The organism is Shewanella polaris (assembly GCF_006385555.1).
GTDB classification, from domain to species: Bacteria; Pseudomonadota; Gammaproteobacteria; order Enterobacterales; family Shewanellaceae; genus Shewanella; species Shewanella polaris.
The window spans coordinates 261,628-281,602 of the sequence record NZ_CP041036.1; the positions used below are offsets into that span (position 1 = coordinate 261,628).

Annotated in this window: 20 protein-coding genes; 6 read left to right on the forward strand and 14 right to left on the reverse strand. The window is 42.1% G+C overall.

Translation table 11 applies throughout. The annotated features are described in order from the left end of the window. Positions 1 to 2: 2 nt before the first annotated feature. Positions 3 to 809 carry a pimeloyl-ACP methyl ester esterase BioH gene (gene bioH / locus FH971_RS01125; RefSeq protein WP_140233043.1) on the reverse strand — a complete coding sequence of 269 codons (807 nt, stop codon included), beginning with the start codon at positions 807 to 809 and terminating at the stop codon, positions 3 to 5. Positions 810 to 852: 43 nt separating this feature from the next. Here bioH and FH971_RS01130 point away from each other — a divergent pair, with 43 nt between their 5' ends. Both FH971_RS01130 and nfuA read left to right on the forward strand, forming a co-directional pair. Continuing rightward, complete coding sequence (locus FH971_RS01130; RefSeq protein WP_140233044.1) at positions 853 to 1,659, forward strand: ComF family protein; 807 nt, start codon at positions 853 to 855, stop codon at positions 1,657 to 1,659. 271 nt (positions 1,660 to 1,930) lie between these two features. Further along, on the forward strand, positions 1,931 to 2,509 hold the full coding sequence (gene nfuA / locus FH971_RS01135) for a Fe-S biogenesis protein NfuA (RefSeq protein WP_137223746.1): 579 nt from the start codon (positions 1,931 to 1,933) through the stop codon (positions 2,507 to 2,509). 171 nt (positions 2,510 to 2,680) lie between these two features. On the opposite strand, the gene FH971_RS01140 is transcribed toward nfuA, so the two are convergent. Together FH971_RS01140 and dinF are read right to left on the reverse strand one after the other, a co-directional pair. After that, entirely contained in the window at positions 2,681 to 3,010 is a 330-nt protein-coding gene (locus FH971_RS01140) for an FKBP-type peptidyl-prolyl cis-trans isomerase (RefSeq protein ID WP_140233045.1), read from the reverse strand. Positions 3,011 to 3,218: 208 nt separating this feature from the next. Then, positions 3,219 to 4,562, reverse strand: a complete 1,344-nt coding sequence (gene dinF, locus FH971_RS01145) for an MATE family efflux transporter DinF (RefSeq protein ID WP_140233046.1) — start codon at positions 4,560 to 4,562, stop codon at positions 3,219 to 3,221. Between the two features lie 14 nt (positions 4,563 to 4,576). Here dinF and FH971_RS01150 point away from each other — a divergent pair, with 14 nt between their 5' ends. After that, the gene (locus FH971_RS01150) at positions 4,577 to 5,635 is read left to right on the forward strand and encodes a polysaccharide deacetylase family protein (protein WP_140233047.1); all 1,059 of its coding nucleotides are present in this window, start codon (positions 4,577 to 4,579) and stop codon (positions 5,633 to 5,635) included. 17 nt (positions 5,636 to 5,652) lie between these two features. On the opposite strand, the gene FH971_RS01155 is transcribed toward FH971_RS01150, so the two are convergent. Genes FH971_RS01155 through FH971_RS01175 form a run of 5 tightly spaced genes read right to left on the reverse strand, consistent with a single transcriptional unit; the run spans position 5,653 to position 9,636 of the window. After that, positions 5,653 to 6,279 carry an SCO family protein gene (locus FH971_RS01155; protein ID WP_420853474.1) on the reverse strand — a complete coding sequence of 209 codons (627 nt, stop codon included), beginning with the start codon at positions 6,277 to 6,279 and terminating at the stop codon, positions 5,653 to 5,655. A gap of 15 nt (positions 6,280 to 6,294) precedes the next feature. Continuing rightward, positions 6,295 to 7,206, reverse strand: a complete 912-nt coding sequence (gene cyoE / locus FH971_RS01160; RefSeq protein WP_140233048.1) for a heme o synthase — start codon at positions 7,204 to 7,206, stop codon at positions 6,295 to 6,297. Between the two features lie 13 nt (positions 7,207 to 7,219). Continuing rightward, the gene (locus FH971_RS01165; RefSeq protein WP_140233049.1) at positions 7,220 to 8,200 is read right to left on the reverse strand and encodes a COX15/CtaA family protein; all 981 of its coding nucleotides are present in this window, start codon (positions 8,198 to 8,200) and stop codon (positions 7,220 to 7,222) included. Continuing rightward, positions 8,200 to 8,751 (reverse strand): hypothetical protein, encoded by a 552-nt coding sequence (locus FH971_RS01170; RefSeq protein ID WP_140233050.1) that lies wholly within the window; start codon positions 8,749 to 8,751, stop codon positions 8,200 to 8,202. The genes FH971_RS01165 and FH971_RS01170 overlap by 1 nt, the downstream gene beginning before the upstream one ends. A 57-nt stretch (positions 8,752 to 8,808) precedes the next feature. Then, positions 8,809 to 9,636: an SURF1 family protein gene (locus FH971_RS01175; RefSeq protein WP_140233051.1), complete on the reverse strand. Its 828-nt coding sequence runs from the start codon at positions 9,634 to 9,636 to the stop codon at positions 8,809 to 8,811. On the opposite strand from FH971_RS01175, the gene FH971_RS01180 reads away from it, so the two are divergent. Then, a complete protein-coding gene (locus FH971_RS01180) occupies positions 9,584 to 9,802 on the forward strand; it encodes a DUF2909 domain-containing protein (protein WP_041412724.1) in 219 nt (72 codons plus the stop codon). The genes FH971_RS01175 and FH971_RS01180 overlap by 53 nt on opposite strands. Positions 9,803 to 9,809: 7 nt before the next feature. Here FH971_RS01180 and FH971_RS01185 read toward each other — a convergent pair whose 3' ends face one another. From FH971_RS01185 to lexA, 6 genes are all read right to left on the reverse strand, one after another. Next, positions 9,810 to 10,685: a cytochrome c oxidase subunit 3 gene (locus FH971_RS01185; RefSeq protein WP_140233052.1), complete on the reverse strand. Its 876-nt coding sequence runs from the start codon at positions 10,683 to 10,685 to the stop codon at positions 9,810 to 9,812. After that, positions 10,682 to 11,245: a cytochrome c oxidase assembly protein gene (locus FH971_RS01190; protein WP_140233053.1), complete on the reverse strand. Its 564-nt coding sequence runs from the start codon at positions 11,243 to 11,245 to the stop codon at positions 10,682 to 10,684. The genes FH971_RS01185 and FH971_RS01190 overlap by 4 nt, the downstream gene beginning before the upstream one ends. A 1-nt stretch (position 11,246) precedes the next feature. Then, positions 11,247 to 12,839, reverse strand: coding sequence for a cytochrome c oxidase subunit I (gene ctaD / locus FH971_RS01195; RefSeq protein ID WP_137223724.1), 1,593 nt, complete (start codon positions 12,837 to 12,839; stop codon positions 11,247 to 11,249). A gap of 9 nt (positions 12,840 to 12,848) precedes the next feature. Next, positions 12,849 to 14,435 carry a cytochrome c oxidase subunit II gene (coxB, locus tag FH971_RS01200; protein WP_140233054.1) on the reverse strand — a complete coding sequence of 529 codons (1,587 nt, stop codon included), beginning with the start codon at positions 14,433 to 14,435 and terminating at the stop codon, positions 12,849 to 12,851. A 393-nt stretch (positions 14,436 to 14,828) separates the two neighbouring features. Further along, the gene (locus FH971_RS01205) at positions 14,829 to 15,335 is read right to left on the reverse strand and encodes a cell division inhibitor SulA (protein WP_140233055.1); all 507 of its coding nucleotides are present in this window, start codon (positions 15,333 to 15,335) and stop codon (positions 14,829 to 14,831) included. Continuing rightward, the gene (gene lexA, locus FH971_RS01210) at positions 15,332 to 15,946 is read right to left on the reverse strand and encodes a transcriptional repressor LexA (RefSeq protein ID WP_137223718.1); all 615 of its coding nucleotides are present in this window, start codon (positions 15,944 to 15,946) and stop codon (positions 15,332 to 15,334) included. Before lexA ends, FH971_RS01205 begins: the two co-directional genes overlap by 4 nt. A gap of 263 nt (positions 15,947 to 16,209) precedes the next feature. Between lexA and plsB the strand changes: the two genes are divergently transcribed. Further along, positions 16,210 to 18,630, forward strand: a complete 2,421-nt coding sequence (gene plsB / locus FH971_RS01215) for a glycerol-3-phosphate 1-O-acyltransferase PlsB (protein WP_137223716.1) — start codon at positions 16,210 to 16,212, stop codon at positions 18,628 to 18,630. Positions 18,631 to 18,632: 2 nt separating this feature from the next. Next, positions 18,633 to 19,889 carry a tryptophan permease gene (gene mtr, locus FH971_RS01220; protein WP_137223713.1) on the forward strand — a complete coding sequence of 419 codons (1,257 nt, stop codon included), beginning with the start codon at positions 18,633 to 18,635 and terminating at the stop codon, positions 19,887 to 19,889. Positions 19,890 to 19,975 lie beyond the last annotated feature (86 nt).

Here is a 19,975-nt window from a genome sequence, read left to right on the forward strand (position 1 = left end):
TTTTAGCAGTATTTTATGATCCAAGGTAACAAACGATCTAAAAACTCCTCTGGATGCGAAATAAACGGTGCATGTGATGCTTTATTTATCACCATATCTTCAATGTTGTCGCGGCTAGGTAATGACGTGATAATTTTTCTTGGAACCAATCCATCTAATTTCCCCCAAATTCGTAACCATGGCTGCTGTATTTGAGTGACCGAGGCGCGTAAATCAACCTGCGCTAACATGTCTAACCCTTGGGCTAGCCCTTGTTGTGTCGGTAATGGTTTGCTTAACACTAAGCTTTTTATGTGTTGAATATCAGATTTGGCATTATCACTGCCCATAGCTTGAATGGCTAAAAAACGTTCAACAGTTCGAGATAAATCACGACTTAATTGGCTGGAAAATTGTGCTAGCACCTCAGGCTGGATACCTGGCCAAGATGGTGTTGAGTAGTCTTTTTCGTGAGTCATAACACTTTCGCGGGCCATAAAACAAGGTGATGAGGCAATAGTGACTAATGCAGCCACAGACTCAGGGTAATCGATGGCCACTTGGCTCGCTATTAATCCTCCCAACGACCAACCAACCCAAATAGCCTGCTGTGGAAGTTGTGTAGCAAGTGCCTGTGTCCACTGTTTAATATCACCATCGATATTGGGACTTAAACCAAAACCCGGCAAATCAACATAATGCACTCTATACTGGTGCAATGCGTTTTGTAATGGACTGAATACTTGGTTATTCACCCCCCAACCGTGTAATAACACTATATCTTGGCCTTGTGAGCCTACGGTATCAATATGCAATGCAGGAAAACTCACAGTTAACACCTCTTTTGAGTCTATTTAATGGAATGAATAGCCAATGCCGTTAATCAATATTTCAATCGACATTACCCATATATTAGCGTTATGCGTTAAACGCGTTCAGCGTGTCAGGGTAATTTTACTAGGCAGTTTACCCAACCGTTGCCTGCTGTGCCAGCAAAGGATAGATCAAACGGGTTATCAACAATTGTTTCCTAATCAAGTGCTCACAGGTGTTTGCCAAGTGTGTTTAGCGACGAGTTTGTATCAGCACGAAGTGTGCTTAGGTTGTGGTCGCGAAATAGCTCTGCTGCAGGCTTATTGTGGAAAGTGTTTGAAACAAGAGCCCAATTGGGTGGTTGCACCTTGTAGCTATCACCAAGGATTAGGGCCTCTTATTGCCGCGATTAAATACCAGCAACAATGCGCACCGCTCAAAGCAATAGCTCAACAATTAGCTTGCCGAATAGCATTATTAGTTAAACATGGCATTATTAAACGGCCACAAGTGTTAATTCCAGTACCTTTGCATCCAAACCGTTTACGGCAACGAGGTTTTAACCAAGCTTGGTTAATTGCAAAGGAACTCAGTTTATTAATGGATATTCCTGTAGACGACACTTGTTTAATCCGAGTGATTGATACAGCACCACAAACAGGATTAGCGGGTAAACGGAGACGCAAAAACTGTCATGATGCATTCAAATTACAACAAAAAACGGCATATCAGCGTATTGCTCTGATTGATGATGTCGTTACTACTGGGACGACTGTAAATGAAATTGCTCAATTATTTAAGCCACAATTTGTCCATGTGCAAACTTGGTGCTTAGCTCGTGCAGAGGCGCCGGGATTGTTAGATTAAAGCAATTTGAGTATAGATTGACCTAGGTTGCGGTTAGATTAATTTAATTTGAGTAATAACAAGTTTTTTTATAAATAAAAACAATTAATTAATATGTCTTGTAACTCTTGGTATATGGCGTATTGCGGTTTCTTTATGGTTAAAAAAAGTTGAACTAGATCATTTTTTCGAAATCTAGGCTTCCCTAGACTACAAAGCAAATGCAACACAGAGTATCATAGGCCTAATTCTTACTAAATTACTCAGGTATACCCTGACGGAGCAGGTTTTTATGATCACCATTACCGATACAGCTCAGGCCCATTTCGTCAAATTATTGGCCGACCAACCTGAAGGCACTCACATTCGTGTTTTTGTTATCAGCCCTGGTACAGCGCAAGCAGAATGCGGTGTGTCTTATTGTCCACCTGATGCGGTTGAAGCTGATGATACTGAATTACCTTTTAATGGTTTCAGTGCCATGGTTGATGAAAAAAGCGCACCTTTTTTAGATGACGCCAGCATTGATTTTGTTACCGATCAGCTTGGTTCGCAGTTAACCTTAAAAGCACCAAATGCAAAAATGCGTAAAGTTGGTGCTGATGCTCCATTAGTTGAACGCATTGAGTATGTTATTCAGTCTGAAATTAATCCACAACTTGCCAGCCATGGCGGTAATATTATGTTGGTAGAAATTACCGAAGATGGTGTTGCGGTATTGCAGTTTGGTGGTGGTTGTAACGGTTGCTCTCAAGTTGATATCACCTTAAAAGATGGTATCGAAAAACAACTATTAGATATGTTCCCTACGGAATTAACTGGCGTTCGTGATGTAACAGAACATCAGCATGGCGAACATTCTTACGCTTAATCGCGTGATGAATTACTGCTAATAAACGAAAACGCGACCTTATTATGGGGTCGCGTTTTTTTGTTGGTATCGATTAGATATTAACCGACTAACTTATTGCAAGTTCATTTTACACCGCTAGCAAGGTAGAGTGCTGTTTGAGCGGCGTTTGTTATACCGAGTTGAGGTTATTTAGTCGTCCCGTGTCAGAACTTCAAGTAATTCAATATCAAAAAACAAATCTGAGTTTGCCGGGATACGATCGCCAATCTGGCGCTCTCCATAGGCTAGATGAGCTGGAACAGATAGCTTTCGCTTACCACCTACATTCATACCGATAATACCTTGATCCCAGCCTTTAATGACTCTGCCAGTACCGATGACACACTGAAATGCATCTGAAGCATCAAACTGGCTTCCGTCGGCTAATCGGCCGCTATAACGAGTAGTAATTAATGCGCCTTTAACGGCCGCTTTCCCGCTGCCAACTTCAATATCTGTGATAATCAATTCTTGGGTCATGGTACTCTCGTTTGTAATAATATGGACTAGTTGGGTTATGCAATATTACCATTTTAATTTTTTACAGTTTACTGGTGTGCCGAGTCTTTCGAAACTACGTATGTTTGCTTATAAGGTTGAATTTCAATGAAACATAATTGAAATTCTCATCAGCCTTAAAGCGAAAAGGGCGATCATTTAGTGAAGCAATTGTGATCCACAAATACTATTACGTGGTCAACAGTTGAAACCTGAGCCTATAGTAATAATGCCAGCCAAGGGTAAGGCTGCGGCATAACATAAATACCGACATTGCCGCCCAAAGACTATCGTTACCCCATCCTTGCAATAAGTACCAGCATGGAAAGTAAATTCCAAATGTAGCTATTATCATACTATTACGCATAATATTTCCGCGAGCAGCGCCAATATATACGCCATCAAACAAGTAGCAACCAAATGCCAAGATAGGCATAAAAATCAGCCATATTAAATCATTGTTTGCGGCATCTTGTACCGCCTCTATATTGGTTAATAACTGAATAATCCACGGCCCTGTTAGCCAAAATAGCAGGCTAAATAAAACAGCTACCATTGCAGACCAGCAAAAAGCTAACACTACGCTTTCATGAAGCAATTTGGGGTCTTTTTTACCAAATGCCCGTCCCACTTCAGCTTCGGCATAATAGGCTATGCCATCGAGCGCATACGATATCAACATCAATAAATTAAGCAGTACCGCGTTGGCGGCAATAATGTTGTCGCCTAAGCCTGCACCATAAAAAGTCATAAAGCTAAAGGCAGCTTGCAAACACAGACTACGGATAAAAATGTCGCGGTTTAAGGTGAGTAAACGAGCATATCCACGCCATGTTAATTGAGAAATCATGTGGCTTAGATTCAGCTCGCCTGTGAGTTTCAGTTGGCGCTTTACCATGACTAATCCAACTGAAAATGCACTGATATCAGCAATAACTGATGCTAATGCCGCCCCTTGCACATTCCATTTAAATACCATGACAAACACAATATCGAGAATAATATTAGCGCTATTAGCGATAATCAGCTGCCACATGGCTGCTTTTGGTGCTTGGCGTCCGAGCAGCCAACCTAGCAATACTAAATTGACAAGAGCAAACGGTAGTGACCAAATTCGAATATTGACATATTGGCGGCAATAGAACATCACTTGTTCGCTGGCATCGCTCAAGCTGAGCGCAAAATTAAGTAGTGGAGATTGTAGGATCACGCAAGCTAAGCCTAAGATTAATGCTAGGCTACAGCCTTGTATCAGTAATTGATGTTGAGTTGAGGTATCATTAGCACCATAGGCTTGAGCAACTAACCCTGTAGTAGACATTCGTAAGAAACCGAGTAGCCATACTATCAATGTAATGATGGTACTTCCTAAGGCCACGCCACCCAAGTAGTAAGCTTGCCCTAGATGTCCAATTACAGCTGTATCAACTAATCCTAAAAGTGGGATGGTGATATTAGACAGTATCATTGGTGTTGCTAATGCCAATAATTGACGATTTTTTTGGCGGTTTAACAGTAGTGAGCTAACAGACATAGGTATGAATATTCATGGTTAAGAAAATAGCGTTATTGTTGGCAGTGTTCAGTTTGAGTCTATTGCATTATGATGCAAATGCGGTGGTTATTTTACAATATCATCACGTATCTGAGAACACGCCTAAAAGTACTAGTGTCACGCCTAGTCAGTTCACCGAACAGATGCAGTACTTGGCCGATAATGATTTTACCGTGATGTCATTAACTGAAGCTGTTAATTCAATAAAGCATAACACGCCTATTGCAGATAAACGTATCGTGATTACCTTCGATGACGGATATGACAGCATTATTAACAATGCAGCGCCTATTTTGGCTTCGCATCAATTTCCATATACGGTGTTTATTTCTGTAGCGCCCATTGAGGCGGGTTACAAAGGCATGATGAGTTGGCAAGATATTAATACTCTGTCGGAGCAAGGTGTGACGATTGCAAACCATAGCTGGGGACATGAACACTTAATTCGTCGTCAAGGCAAAGAATCCCAAGACCAATGGCAGGCGCGAGTTGAAGATAATATTCTATCGACTGAGGCAGAGATCTTAAAGCATACTGGCCAAAGCGTAAAAATGTTTGCCTACCCTTATGGTGAATACACTAATAAGTTGGAAGCTATTTTGGCTAAACATGGTTTTGTTGGTTTTGGTCAACAATCTGGTGCGGCGGGAGAATATTCATCATTAACGGCGTTGCCACGTTTCCCAGTAGCTAATGCTTATGCTGATTTAGCGAGTTTAATGGTAAAGTTTTCCAGCTTACCGATGCCGGTTATTAAGCAAAATATAAGCGATCCATTATTGGTATCAGGTAAATGGCGGCCTAAGTTGATATTAACCCTCGATATTCAGGATATTTATCCCCATCAAGTAATGTGCTTTATTCAAGGGCAAGGTTCTAAAAAGCCTACTTGGTTGAGTGAGAATCGCTTATCTATTCAGGCATCATCAGACTTAGCTCCCGGACGGTCACGTTATAATTGCACCGCACCGAGTAAAACCAAATCAGGCTATTATTGGTTCTCGCAAGCGTGGATCCGCCCGCAAGATAATGGTCAGTGGCTTGAAGAGTAACGGCATAATATGGATGGCTAGTGCCAAGATTGAACGATTTGGCCAAAGTCAGCGATCAGCTCAGCATTAAGAATTTGTGCTAGTTGACCAGGCTGTGGTTTGGGTTTAAATACTGCTATTTTTTCTCCTCGAGGTGAAACCAACACATACGATGCACTATGGTCTACTTGGTAATCGTTGTTGTCTCCAACCATGGCATACACAAAGCCTAAGTCACGACTAAACGGAAATAAGTCGGTGTGTTCTGCACTGACGGCTTTAAAGTCTTTATTAAAAAAGTTTATGTAATCTAATCGTTTAGCTTGAGTGTCACGTTTGGGGTCAGCTGACACAAACACCACTTGTACATTGCTGGCTATTTTTTGCAGTTGTGGATAAGCCGCTGCGAGTTTATTCAACGTGGTAGGGCATACATCAGGGCAAGCAGTATAACCAATAAAAAATAAGCTCCATTTGTCTTGCAACGTTTGGTTAGTAAACGCATTGCCGTATTGGTCTGCTAATGTAAACGGTGCTAAAGCGCGCTGTTGTTCAAATACATAACTGGTTGCCAGTGGCATAGGTTCTGTTTGCGTCTGTTGATAAACAACGCCCCCCGCCAAGGCTAATAATATTAGCCCCACCGCTATTATTATTTTCAATATCTTTTCCTTTCTAATTTAAGCATTTACCCAAAAGTAATGATCTACTAATAAGACAATAAACAACACCATTAAATGATAAATGGAGAATTTAAAAACTTGCATGGACAGTTCTGGATAGTCATGAAACTTTAACTGCCACGCCTTATAGATAAAACCACAACTCAGTAACGTTGAACCCACCAAATATATTGGACCACACATACCGACCAAAACGGGTAGCAGGCAGGCAATAGCTAATAAAATGGTGTAAAGCAAAATACAGGTTTTGGTAAACTCGACTCCATGAGTAACCGGTAACATTGGAATATCGACCTTGGCATACTCTTTACGGCGATGAATGGCTAATGCCCAAAAATGTGGTGGGGTCCAAGTGAAGATAATAATAACCAGTAACAAGGCGTAACCATGCAGTTCATTGGTTATTGCTGTCCAGCCTAATAATGGCGGCATAGCGCCGGCTAATCCACCAATGACAATGTTTTGTGAGGTCGCTCGTTTAAGGTAGGCGGTATACACCAAGGCATAACCAATTAAACTGGCAAAGGTCAGCCAAGCCGTAAGGGGATTAACTAAGGTATATAACACCACAAAGCCGAGCGTTCCGAGTGACACCGCAAATGTGGCCGCTTTGGTGGTTGATATTTTGCCTTTAGGTAGTGGACGATTATACGTTCGAGCCATCAATCCATCGATTTTACGATCAATTAAGTGATTAAACGCTGCCGCGGCGCCTGCCATCATTGCAATGCCTGCCATCCCTGCAACTAGAGGTTTGAGTGGCACTATACCTGGGACGGCTAAACACATACCGACCAATACTGTCAGTAGCATAAGTGCTACAACTTTAGGTTTGGTCATTTCAAAATAAGCACGCCATTGCAGGGTTATTTTAGGTTGAACCTGACTCATTGTTAGAGGTTTTGTCATGGTCGATCCTCACTCATGCTTTACGCCATAGGGCGTAATTAATAAAGACTAAGGTAAGCAGCAACAAGGCTGCGCCTCCATTGTGTGATACTGCTATGCCTAAAGGTAAATTCATCACTACATTGCTAATCCCCAATCCGACTTGAGCGATGACGAGAAACAGTAATAAATAACCACTGTTGCGCATAATATGTGATTGTGCGAAGCGTAATTTTAGTGCAAGTAGAATTAAGGTTATGGCTGTTACAACCGCCCAAATTCGGTGGCTGACATGAATGGTCATTCGTGTGGCATAGTCCAAAACACCAAATTCAAAACTGGGGTGATCGCCTTGAAATGGTGAAAAAGCATCGGCAAAGCGTAAGTTATCGACCCAATTACCTTCACAAATTGGCAAGGTGGTACAGGCCAATGCTGCGTAATTAGATGATGTCCAGCCACCCAGTATGATTTGAATGACTAATACGCCAAAACTGGCTAATGCTAATGGAATGAGCTTACGCGCATAGGTATCCCCTCCGGGGATCCTTAAAGGTTTAAGTCGTAGATATAACAGCAGTAACAAGGCAAATAAACTAAAACCGCCAATAAGATGCGCCATCACCACTATAGGCATTAATTTCATGGTAACAGTCCACATACCCAGTGCAGCTTGAAACAAAATCAGTGCCGCAATAAATACGGGCAGCTTTTTGGGTGCTTGAGGCTGTTTTAGGCATAAAATTAAAATCGCTAAAACCATTAGACCCAAAGTACCAGCGATATAACGATGGATCATTTCCAGCCACGCTTTTTCTGGCTCAATTTGAGCATCAGGGAAACGAGTTTCAATGTTGGCTAAATCATGGCTTGCACTCGGCACCGCTAAATGGCCATAACAGCCCGGCCAGTCAGGACAACCTAACCCAGCATCAGACAGGCGTGTATAGGCACCCATTAGAATAACTGCCAAGGTAAACACTAAGGTGAATTTGATTAATCGCTGTATTGCCATTAGCCCACCCTTGACAACTTAAGCATTTTACGTAAGTCAGCAATCATGGCTTTGCCCTGAGCAATATTAGCGTCGTGGCCTATCACGTTGTCATATTGCATCACTAAGCTTCCGAGAGGGTCGACAATGATAAGTTGTTGATTGGTTAATAGTGCAGCAAGTGCGTCATTGGCGTTTGCTTGGTCAAAGGAGATATTTAATTGCTTGAGTATTTGGGTGTCACTGTGGCTATTTACTACAATGATTGGGGTAACACGATCCCTATCTTTGCCGAGGGCAATATAGCTCTGGTGTAAAATATACAGCCTTTCTTGGCACTGCTCATTGCAGGTTTCGGGTAAAAAAAACAGTACTTGCCATGCATGAGGTTTTGGATTTTCCATGGCTAAGTTTGCGTAGTTTATGTCGGGAGCTATTAACGCTCCTTTGTTGGTTGCCGCTCCGTTATACAGCTCTAGGCTTAACACTAATTTGGCTAAGGCAACCGGTAAAATAAATACCAGCAGTAAGACCATTAGTGCTTTATTACTTTTTTTCGGTAGGGAGTTCATTCTATCTCCTCTTTAACATTTTGATATTATTGTTAAGTTAATTATGAACGACGGTGCTTAGCGTCGAAATTGTCGAAATGCTATCCAACTCATTAGTCCTAAAAATACTGTTGCCATGGTGAACCATTGCAAGGCATACCCTTGATGTTTTTGTGCCGACAATGGAATGGGTATCCAAGGTTGAGGCAGATGATAATTTGGAACATTGTCGGGTTGCAGCACCACAGGCGTCAGTGTATGGCCAAGCATGTCAGTGAGTGCGGGTATATTGATATTTTGAAAACGTACTGGAGCATGAGTATTGGCTAATTGCTCTGCATCTAGCCTGTCACTTAATGGGTTAGGTTGTTTTTGATAAACTCGGCCAACCATTGTGTAGTAATTTGTTTTTAAAGGGGTTAGTTCAGGTAAAATTCGGCGATCCTTGTTTGCAGGCACAAATCCTAGCTCAACCAGTATCCAAGGCTGTTCAGGGGTTATCTCAAAAATTTGATACGCTAAATATCCCACCTGACCTTGATACACTTGATTGTCTAATAACAACATCATGTTATTTGCCGGTTTGGCTGAAATAGATAGACGGTAACCCGTGAGTAATTTCGTCTCCGGTTGAGAGCTTGCTGATGCTTCTGACAATTCAACTTTTGCCAACATTTCTTCATAAGTGAGCGCTTGTTGCTGTTGGCGCTGAAGTAGTGAGCTTTGCCACTCTTGTTTAAAGGTCGCTCGTGATAACTGCCATAATCCTAACTTGACCAACAAGCTAAACACGACCAAAGTAATGATTACGAATAACACCCGAGACACACCCACACTTTTAAAAGGATTGCCTGTGACAACACCTTTCATCGTTAAGTTAGTTTTAGTCTCGTTGCTTGTATTCATATTATTTAACTTAGGTAGGGCCTTATTTATTATGGTTAAGGGCGAGCATCAACAATCAATGAGTCGTTTTCTTGGCCGGCGCGTGTTGTTTTCTGTTGTCGTAATAATGGTATTACTGGTGGCCTTGGGGCTTGGCTACATTCAGCCAAATCCCAGACCTTATTAGTGTTGATTTACAACACATACACAAAGATGAATAAGCATAACCACACCACATCAACGAAGTGCCAATACCAACTCCCTGCCTGAAAAGCGAAATGCTTATCGGGCGTAAAGTGACCCTTCACAATTCTGAGCCATAAAATAATCAAGAACAGGGTACCAATTGTTACGTGCATGCCGTGAAAACCAGTTAACAAAAAGAAGGTGTTGCCGTAGACACCAGAAGAGAGCGTAAGCCCCATTTCTTGGTAGGCATGGCTATATTCTTCAACTTGTAAACTGAGAAACGCAATACCCAGGATGACCGTCAACGCTAACCAGATTATCAAAGGTTTACGATTGGCTTTTTCAAGGTTGGTATGAGCAAAGTGCAAGGTAACCGACGAGGTTAGCAGGATAATAGTGTTAATTAACGGCAAACCCGTCCATGGCATGGCTTCGGTTGCGGTACCATCGGGTGTTTTCACCAATGGCCACATGGCCTCAAATGCAGGCCACAAGACTTCATGGGTCATGGCATTGTTAGATGCGCCACCAAGCCAAGGTACTGAAATCATTCTGGCATAAAATAAAGCGCCGAAAAATGCTCCAAAAAACATAATCTCTGAAAAAATAAACCAGCTCATTCCCTGTCTAAATGAACGATCCATTTGCGGTGAATACAGTCCAGACATGGATTCATCAATAACGGTCTTAAACCAGCCGAAAATCATAAAGATAATCACGGCCAAGCCGGTTATTAAAATATAGCCGCCAGAGGTTTTTTCAGTGGCTAATTGTTGTACGTAGTTGCCTGCTCCGAACGCAATTAAAAATAAACCTATAGCACCGATTATCGGCCAGGCACTTTGGGCTGGCACATAATAAGTTTGATACTTTGTCGTCATTTTGCTGCTCCTTGCTCTATGGCGGTCGCCTGTCTGTCGGTGATGTCATAAAGGGTATAAGAGAGAGTCAATGTGTTAATGGACGCTGGTAAGTCAGGATCCACGTAAAAAATCAATGGTAGTTCTGCTGTTGCTGCTGCAGCCAAAGGTTGTTGATTAAAGCAAAAACATTCCGTTTTATTGAAGTATGCCGCCCCTTGCCCTGGCGATACCGAAGGGATTGCTTGGCCTACGGTGTCACGTGTCGACAGATTTTTAACCAAAAATTGTGCATGAGTTAGCTCACCAGGATGCACACTTATTTTGTTCACTTTAGGGCTAAATTCCCATGGCATACCAGACTGAACTTGAGTGACAAATTCAATGGTTACGGTTCGGTTTTTATCAACCACCACCGCTTCATAACTACTGGCGCTATTTTGGGTTTTGCCATTAATTCCCAATGTATCGCAAAGCACGTCATAAAGTGGTACAAGCGCAAAACCAAATCCAAACATACCTATTGACCCAGCAATCAGGATGATTAATAGCTTACGATTTGATTTTGTTGGCTGTGTCATCTCATTTAATCTCCGGTGGAGTGGTAAACGAGTGATATGGTGCAGGGCTGGCAATCGACCATTCCAAGCCTTCGGCTGCTCCCCAGGGGTTATCTCCAGCAGGTTTTCCACCTTTAATGCATTTGAGCACAACGGCGAGGAATATCAGCTGAGACAAACCAAATGCAAAACCTCCAATAGACACTATTTGGTTCACATCGGCAAACTGTACCGCGTAGTCAGGGATCCTACGTGGCATACCCGCTAAACCTAAAAAGTGCATGGGGAAAAACAATACATTGACGGATATTACCGAGCACCAAAAGTGCCATTTCCCCAACGTTTCGTCATACATATGGCCAGTCCATTTAGGCAACCAATAATAAGCGGCTGCCATAATGGAAAATATTGCCCCAGTGACGAGCACATAATGGAAATGAGCCACTACAAAATAGGTGTCGTGGTATTGGAAATCAGCAGGCGTAATTGCCAGCATCAGGCCAGAAAAACCACCTATGGTAAACAGAATAATAAACGCTACAGCAAACAGCATTGGTGTTTCAAATGTCATTGAACCGCGCCACATGGTTGCCACCCAATTAAATACTTTTACCCCCGTGGGTACGGCAATTAACATGGTGCAATACATGAAGAATAGTTCGGCGAACACCGGCATCCCAGTCGTGAACATGTGATGCGCCCACACTAAGAATGACAACACGGCAATACTGGCAGTGGCGTAAACCATTGAAGAGTAACCAAACAGCTTTTTACGGCTAAAGGTTGGCACTATTGCGGAGATAATACCAAATGACGGTAAAATCATAATGTAAACTTCAGGATGACCGAAGAACCAGAAGATATGCTGGAACATTACCGGATCACCGCCTCCAGCAGCATCAAAAAAGCTGGTACCAAAAAACTTATCGGTTAATACCATGGTGACCGCACCCGCGAGTACCGGCATCACTGCTATCAGTAAGAAAGCGGTAATTAACCAAGTCCACACAAACAAGGGTAACTTCATCCACGTCATGCCTGGAGCACGTAAGTTTACAATGGTGACAATGACATTAATTGCACCCATTATTGAACTTATGCCCATGATATGAATGGAAAATACAAATAATGCGGTACTGTCAGGGCTGTAAGTGGTTGAGAGCGGGGCATAGAATGTCCAACCAAAGTTAGGTCCACCGCCTTCCATAAATAACGAACCCAGTAACATGGCAAAGGCAAAAGGTAAAATCCAAAAACTCCAGTTGTTCATTCGTGGTAATGCCATGTCTGGTGCCCCAATCATCATAGGTATTAGCCAGTTAGCTAAGCCCGTAAAAGCGGGCATTACTGCACCAAATACCATAATGAGACCATGAACAGTGGTCATTTGATTAAAAAAGTTAGGTTCTACTAGCTGTAATCCAGGCTGAAATAACTCAGCTCGAATGACCATTGCCATTGCGCCGCCAGTGAGAAACATAATGAAACTAAACCATAAATACAGAGATCCGATATCTTTATGGTTAGTGGTGAGTAGCCAGCGCATTAGCCCCTTTGGAGCGCCGTGATGATCATCATGGGCGGTTGCAATTGTATCGTGCGTTGTTGTGCTCATTGTTTTCCCTTACTGTCCATGGCTAGCGACATCGGCAGGTTGCACCGCCTCGCCAGAATTATTGCCCCACGCATTGCGCTCATATGTAATCACTGCCGCCATCTTTCGAGGGCTTAATTGACTACTAAATGCCTGCATTGCAGTACCTGGTTTTCCGTGCATAACGATATCGATATGTCCGCTAACCGGTCCGCTAACAACAGGGCTACCAATAAGTGAAGGGAAAGCGCCAGGTAAACCTGCGCCAGTGGCTTGGTGACATGCAGCACAAGTCGTGGCATAAACCTGCTCACCTTCGGTCATTAATTGCTCCATGGTTAACGTGGGCAGATCTTCTGCTGGAGCAACTTTTGCTACGGTTTCGACAGCTTGAGTGGCTTTCTCGGTAACCGCATCGGTAATGTCAGTTGTCGTGGCTGCAATAGTGCTTGTGACATCAGCAACTGCTTTGTTTGCTTCTGTTTTTGCCTCGTTACTGCCTAAAAATTTCCCTATATCAGCAGCTTGTACAAGATCTCCGCTATTATTGCCCCAAGCATTACGTTCAAAGGTAATCACTGCTGCAATTTCTTGGGCGCTAAGTTGTTTTGCAAAGGCCTGCATTGCGGTACCTGGTTTACCGTTTATGACGATATTTAGATGGCCTTCAACAGGGCCTTTTATGATAGGGCTGCCAATTAATGATGGGAATACACCAGGAAGACCCGCACCATTAGGTTGGTGACAAGCAGCACACCTAGCAATATAGATTTGTTCACCTTGTGAGGTTAGATCTCCGAGTGACAGGGTTTGGGTCATTGATGCCGCCGCCGCAGCAGCGGCATTGCTTGCTAGTTGTTTTTGTTCAACTAACCAATTATCAAAATCGTCCTCCGACAATGCTTGCACTACAATCGGCATAAAGCCATGGTCTTTACCGCATAATTCGGCACATTGGCCGCGATAAATACCGGGCTTATCAATACGAGTCCAAGTTTCATTAATAAAGCCTGGATTAGCATCTTTTTTAACGGCAAAAGCGGGCACCCACCATGAGTGGATAACATCATCAGAAGTCATCAAAAAACGTACTTTTTGGTTAATGGGGAGTACTAGTGGTTTATCAACTTCAAGGAGGTAATGTTCTCCTTTAGCCTCACTACCGTCAATTTGTTCTCTGGGGGTAGATAATGAGCTGTAAAATTCGATGTCTTTATCAAAATAGCTGTAATGCCATTTCCACTGCGACCCGGTAATTTTAATGGTGAGATCAGCATCGCTGGGATCTTCCATAGCAATTAAGGTTTTGGTGGCTGGAATAGCCATGGCGATTAAGATGATAAAAGGAATGACGGTCCAAGCAATTTCCACTTTGGTACTTTCATGAAAATTGGCCGCGACTGCGCCTTTTGATTTGCGGTGGTAAATCATTGAATAGATCATGATCCCAAACACCACTAACCCAATGGCACAACAGATATAAAGAATCGTCATGTGGAGGTGATAAACCTGACCACTGATATCTGTCACGCCTTGAGTCATGTTGAGGGGCATTGCTGTTGCCCCAAGCGGAAGTGCTACACACACAACCAGTAAACAATACAACCATTGCTTCACAAGACTGCTCCTCTGTTAATTGCAAATTGCAATTACAAAGAAAAGTCACACAGTAATTCTCTGCTCTATGCAAACTCTTCGGTTCCCGAAAAAAGTTTGATGACCTCAAAGTACCTTGGTGGTTGTAAACAGACGGTCTACGGTTTTATTGTTAGCTGTGCACCACGCTTGTACCTACGACTGAACTTATCAATTTGTGTTGACGTTTTCCCATCGATGACTATTAAATCTGCCATTTACGTCAAATTAAAGATAAAAAATTGTTTCATCCTTGTTAATTACATTACTTGTAGATTAAGGATTGATCAAGATCACTTTTTTTCTTAATCGCCTGAAAAAGGTGAAAAAAAAGCCCTGAATTCAATACAGGGCTTGGTAATTAAGGGTTTGTGCTTAGTGAAACGAGCAAAAATTACTTGTTCCATTTGCTAAGGTAGGGCTAACAAGTTGATGTTTGTGAGGTAAGTGAGTATTCACATCTTCAATTATGATCCCTAATGCACGTGCGCTTTTGGCTACTATTTCCAAACGGCGACTATCGCGAGCATCAAGTGAGCTTGTCCAAGTTACTACTGCACTAGATGTACCACTAGTGAGTGCTTTTTCCATGGCCCATAATGTCTCGACTTCATCTTTGGTGTGAACTAGTAAAATGCGATCCATTCTCACTCCGGCACTTGCCAGCATATGTTTATAACCAATGTGAGGTGGGCTAATGAGTACAATCCAGCGGCCTTGTTGGCTTAACGTTGCTAATTGACTACACAATTGACTCAGCTCTGCTTCACCTTGGGTAACCGTTTGCAATGTTTGAATGGTTTGGTTGCCCTGAAGTTCTGTGTCTGATAAATCTACCCATAAGCCAGGGTGGCGTGGGGCGATGCCCATTAGTTTGTTCATAACCAATCTCCATTACGGATAACACCAACGGCAAGCCCTTCGATAGTTAGGCTTTGGCAACTTAAATCTACTTTTATCGGGTTGTAATCTTCATTTTCTGCATGCAGATAAATGACGTTACCTTTTTGTTCAAATCGTTTTACGGTGACGTCATCGTCTATTCGTGCCACCACAACTTGGCCATTACGTGCTTGCTGCATTTTATGTACCGCGAGGAGGTCGCCTTCTAAAATGCCGATATTTTTCATGCTGTCACCACGAACCCGCAATAAAAAATCCGCGGCAGGTTTAAACATATTGGGGTCAACTTGATAATAGTTTTCCACATGTTCTTGGGCCAAGATAGGCTCTCCAGCAGCAACTTGCCCAATGAGTGGTAGACCGGTTTCAATCTGTTCTTCATGAGGTAATCGTATACCTCTAGAGGTACCAGGAATGATCTCGATAAAGCCTTTTTTGGCTAATGCTTTTAAATGCTCTTCGGCGGCATTAGCACTTTTAAAGCCAAGACGATTCGCAATTTCAGCTCGAGTGGGTGGCATACCTGTTTCGGCGATATTGTTTTTAATTAAGTCTAATATTTCAGCTTGGCGCGGCGTTAACGGTCTCATGACAATTCCTGTCTTTTTATACAGTGACTGTCATTATATACAGTGATTCTGTTCGCGCAAGTATTAACCAACTGTTTTTTGTTATTTGTTTGTACAAATTGATTTAATTTACTGTTATAAAGCATTATTTTATATTTTAACTTTGGGGTGTGACTTCTAAAGAAATCCAAAATGTAAAGATAAATAAGCCAGATAGTGTAAGCGGGGTTGTTTCTGGTATCCTATGCAACAATATTATAGTGGCTTATGTTGCGAAAATAACCATGTCAAAACCTGATTCAATATTTTTACGAACATTAAAGTGGATTCAAAAATGGATGGTGCAAACGATTGTTGTACCACATGATCCTTTTGATGACCTCAATATAGATCCGACTAAACCTTTAGTTTATTTGATGAAAACGGAATCTATTAGTGATATTGCCGCCTTGAGCGAAATCACAGAGGGCTTTGGTATGCCTAGTCCTTATGAACCATTAAAGCTTGATGGCTTGCAAGTGCCTCGTGTTGTTTGTTTAGAGGGGCGCAAACCATTATTTGGTAAACGCGAAAGTGGTGAAAAATTCATTAATTATTTTACCAGTCTATTATCTCTTCATCGTGAGAACTCTGAATTAGATATTCAGTTGGTTCCTGTTTGTCTTTATTGGGGACGTACCCCAGGGAAAGAAGATGACAGCATGAAAGCGGCTGTATTTGAAAGAGAAAATCCAACATGGCTACGTAAATGGTTAATGATTTTATTTTTAGGACGACATAATTTTGTCCAGTTCTCTAATGCATTATCGCTTCGTTATATGGCCGATGAACACGGTACAGATAAAAGAATTGCTCACAAGTTAACCCGTGTTGCACGAGTGCATTTTCGCCGTCAACGCAAGGTAATGACAGGACCACAGTTACCTAATCGAAACGTATTGTTTGCTTCTTTACTAAAATCTGAGTCTATCAAGAAGGCGATAGAAGAAGAATCGACAAGCAAAAAAGTCTCGGTGGAGAAAGCTCGCGAAACTGCTATTGAATATCTTGACGAAATTGCTGCTCATTATTCCGATAGCTTAGTGCGCATAGCTGAACGCTTTCTGACTTGGTTATGGAATAAATTATACAGTGGCATTAATATTAAAGGTGCCGAACAGGTAAGACAGTTACATCATGATGGCCATGAGATTGTTTATGTGCCTTGTCATCGCAGTCATATGGATTACTTATTACTGTCGTATATTTTGTATTACCAGGGCATGGTTCCTCCACATATTGCCGCGGGTATTAACCTTAATTTCTGGCCTGCAGGACCGATGTTCCGTCGTGGTGGGGCATTCTTTATCCGCCGTAGTTTTAATGGCAATAAACTGTATACAGCAGTCTTTCGTGAATATTTAGATCAGTTGTTTGCTAAGGGTTATTCCGTCGAATATTTCACTGAAGGTGGTCGTTCGCGTACCGGACGCTTGCTGGCGCCTAAAACGGGTATGTTGGCCATGACTATTAACAGTGTGTTACGTGGGATAGAGCGTCCAGTGACTTTAGTACCTGTGTATTTAGGGTATGACCATGTTATGGAAGTGGCTACTTATCATAAAGAATTAAGTGGTAAGAAAAAGAAAAAAGAATCTGTGTGGCAGGTATTTGGGGCAATTAGTCGATTAGGTAATTTTGGCCGAGGTTATGTCAATTTTGGTGAACCCATTAATCTACAGCACTTCTTAAATCAGCAGGCACCGGAATGGCGTGCTGAGCTTGCAAAAGATCCCGATCAAAAACCGTCGTGGTTTACGCCATCGGTTAATTCATTAGCTAACCGCGTGATGACTAATATTAATGGTGCAGCCGCCGCCAGTTCGGTGGCATTGACCAGTTTGGTGTTATTGGCATCAGAGCAAAATGCGTTGGAAAGAGGCCAGTTAGAACGTCAGCTTGATTTGTATTTAGCCTTACTTAACACCGTGCCATATACCGATTTCACATCTGTAGCAGAAGGTAATGGTAAATCGATTGTTGATCATTGCTTGTCGTTAGATAAGTTTGTTAGTAGCAAAGATCCTATTGGCGAAATTATTTCGGTCGATGAGAAAATTGCTATTACTATGAGTTACTACCGTAATAACATTATTCACCTTATGGCGCTTCCTTCATTAATTGCCAGCTGTTTGGCTCACTATGATGTATGCGATCGTAAACGCATCCATGCGGTTGTTATGGATTTATATCCGTTACTTAAAGCCGAGCTTTTTATGGGCATTGATGATGTACCTGCGCATATAGATAGCATTTTAGAATTTATGGTTGAACAAGGTTTATTGAGTGGTGAAGATGATTTTGTCATCACACCTCGTCATATCACGCAAGTGTTGCTTCTTGCTGAAACCATAAATGAAACCTTGCAGCGATATGCCATTATCTTCAATTTACTGGCGATCAAGCCTGATCTGGAACGTTCAGAACTTGAAACCGATAGTCATTTATTAGCCAAGAGATTAGGCGCATTACATGGCATTACTGCTCCAGAGTTTTATGATAAAAAGCTGTATAACACCTTGAGTGTGAAACTGAAGGAATTGGGTTATTTAAGCAGTGACGAACATCGTTCTGAAGTAATCAGAATAAGAGATAATGTTAATAAATTACTAGGATCTTCAGTAAGGCAAACCATTGTTGATAGTGTGCAAACGGAGCACGGATAATAATGGCTAACCATATGAATGGAGCTAAGCATCGTGTCGGCGGTAAATCTGTACTGGGCGGGGCGATGATTATTGCCGGAACAACGGTTGGTGCGGGAATGTTTTCGTTACCCGTAGTTGGAGCCGGGATGTGGTTTGGTTATTCAATAGCGATGTTACTAGGCGTATGGTTTTGCATGTTGATGTCGGGATTGCTGTTACTAGAAGCCAATCTGCATTTTGAACCGGGCGACAGTTTTGACACCTTAACTAGAGTGACTCTAGGGCAGTTTTGGCGAGTGGTTAACGGCTTATCAATTGCCTTTGTGTTGTATATTTTAACTTATGCATATATTAGTGGTGGTGGGTCGATTGTTAATCACAGTTTATCTGCTCTTGGCGTAAGTTTACCCCAGAGTGTGGCTGGTTTGGTATTTGCAGTCGTCTTGGCTCTTGTGGTGTTTATCAGCACCAAAGCGGTCGATCGGATCACCACGATTATGCTCGGTGGTATGGTCATTACTTTCTTTTTGGCTATCGGTAATTTATTAATCGACATCGATCCGATAAAGCTAACATCTCCCGATGGCGAGTCGCGGTATTTACCTTATTTACTTGCCGCAATTCCGTTTGGCTTAGCGAGTTTTGGTTATCACGGTAACGTACCTAGCCTAGTAAAGTATTACGGTAAAGATGCCCGAACTATCGTGAAGGCTATTATTGTTGGCACCAGTATCGCATTGGTTATTTATGTGTGTTGGTTAGTGGCTACAATGGGGAATATTCCTCGGAGCCAGTTTACTAATATCATTGAACAAGGCGGTAATATTGGTGTGTTAGTCGCTGCGTTGTCGGGAGTGATTACCAGTCACTGGCTTGATAACATGTTATCCCTATTTGCCAATCTTGCTGTGGCATCATCATTTTTAGGTGTGACATTGGGTTTATTCGATTACCTTGCTGATTTATTTGGTTTTGATGACTCACGTAAGGGGCGTTTTAAAACTGCAGCGGTTACTTTTATACCACCGACTATTTTGGGATTATTATTTCCTAATGGTTTTATTATTGCTATTGGTTTTGCTGCATTAGCTGCAACCGTGTGGGCGGTGATTGTGCCTGCATTATTAGCTTACAAAATTCGGCAGCAACACCCAAATTCAAAAGGCTTTAAAGTACCAGGTGGAACACCTCTTATTGTTGTTGTGATATTATTTGGTGTTATTACAGCAACTTGTCACTTATTGGCTATGGCGGATATTTTACCGGTATTTAAGTAGTCGCTAATTACGATAATAAACTAACAGATGATTAAAAAGCCTTCGTATGAAGGCTTTTTGCTTTTTAGTGAATATCGACTTAACTT